This window comes from Brevibacillus sp. NRRL NRS-603, from assembly GCF_003013445.1.
GTDB classification, from domain to species: domain Bacteria; phylum Bacillota; class Bacilli; order Brevibacillales; family Brevibacillaceae; genus Brevibacillus; species Brevibacillus formosus.
The window spans coordinates 1-1,531 of sequence record NZ_PXZN01000079.1 but is presented as its reverse complement, the minus strand read 5'-3'; the positions used below and the strand labels follow the sequence as shown (position 1 = coordinate 1,531).

Here is a 1,531-nt window from a genome sequence, read left to right as displayed (position 1 = left end):
AATAATAAGTACAAGAATTAGACCAAACACAATCATCTTTGTAGCAAGAGAGCCTTTTAGCTTTTCCGTTGCTACTTGGCTAGTCAGGTTTACTTTTTTTAAGAGATTCGAAATTCCCTCCTTCTTTTTCCACCGTGGCGACAAAAATTTACTCATGCTGCTTGCCCCCTTTATCACTGCTACAATTTTCCAGTGCAAGAACTCCGAAAAAATACCCCTGAAAAAACCGCCTCTGGGTACAATACCCATTTTTTTCAGAGGTAAAACCTCCCTTATGAAGGGAAACGAGTTCCGGGCTGCACGAGTAGCCTCGGAACTCGCTATTTGTAATTGATTTAGTTATACAAATGACAAGCTGCGAAATGTCCTGGCTCTACTTCTTTCCATACAGGTACGGATGCAGCACATTCCGGCATTGCTTTCGGGCAACGAGTACGGAAATGGCAACCGCTTGGTGGGTTCATTGGGCTAGGTACATCGCCTTGCAATACAATACGCTCGCGGCTACGCTCAACTTCTGGGTCTGGAATCGGAATCGCAGACAACAGCGCTTGCGTATACGGATGGAGCGGCTTTTCATACAAAGCATCACTCTCTGCCAGCTCAACCATTTTCCCCAGATACATAACCGCTACACGGTNNAACTCGTGTGGGAAACGGTTCATATGCTCAGGATTCAAGCTCACCAAGGAAAGGAGCTCCTGGATGCGCTCTTTGCGCTTCTGACCAGTCGCCAGACCATGAATATCCAGCGCCTCGCCAATGATATCCCCGACTGTCATACGCGGATTCAAGGATGCGTAAGGGTCTTGGAAAATCATTTGCATGTTGCGGCGCATTGCCTTCATTTCCTGCTGGTTCAAATTCATGATGCTCTTGCCTTCAAATAGGACGTCCCCTTCAGTCGCATCATACAGTCTCAAGATGGTACGACCGGCAGTGGACTTTCCACAGCCTGACTCTCCTACTACGCCCAATGTTTCTCCACGTTTGATCTCAAACGAGATATCATTTACAGCTTTCAGAGTGTTATCTCCAATTGAAAAGAACTTTTTTAGATTGCGTACTTCAATCAAATTATCACGTTTATCCACTGATATCCCTCCTTCTACGCGCGGTTCTGAGCAAGCGGATGCTGAAGCCAACAAGCTGCTCGCTGAGTCGTGCTGATGTCGTTCAGCTCAGGATCGATCTCTTGGCACACACGCATCGCTGATTCGCAACGCGCAGTGAATCCACAGCCAACTGGCGGACGCAGAAGGTCTGGCGGCGTACCAAAAATCGGTGTCAGTGGCTCGTCACGGTTCAAGTCAAGACGTGGTACCGAGCGAAGCAAGCCTTTGGTGTAAGGGTGTTGCGGATTGTAGAAAATATCGTCAACTGTTCCTGTCTCAATCACTTTTCCTGCGTACATAACGATTACGCGGTCACACATCTCAGCAACAACACCAAGGTCATGCGTGATCAAGATAATGGAAGTACCGGTTTTCTTTTGCAATTCTTTCATCAGGTCCAAAATTTGCGCCTGAAT

2 protein-coding genes are annotated in these 1,531 nt (G+C 47.2%); both read right to left on the bottom strand.

Annotation, left to right across the window (positions count from 1 at the left end; all coding sequences use genetic code 11):
* Window positions 1–335: 335 nt before the first annotated feature.
* Window positions 336–1,094 carry an ABC transporter ATP-binding protein gene (locus C7R94_RS27980; protein ID WP_106785837.1) on the bottom strand — a complete coding sequence of 253 codons (759 nt, stop codon included), beginning with the start codon at window positions 1,092–1,094 and terminating at the stop codon, window positions 336–338.
* A 14-nt stretch (window positions 1,095–1,108) separates the two neighbouring features.
* The coding region (locus C7R94_RS27975) for an oligopeptide/dipeptide ABC transporter ATP-binding protein (protein WP_146142830.1) at window positions 1,109–1,531 on the bottom strand (423 nt) is incomplete at its 5' end.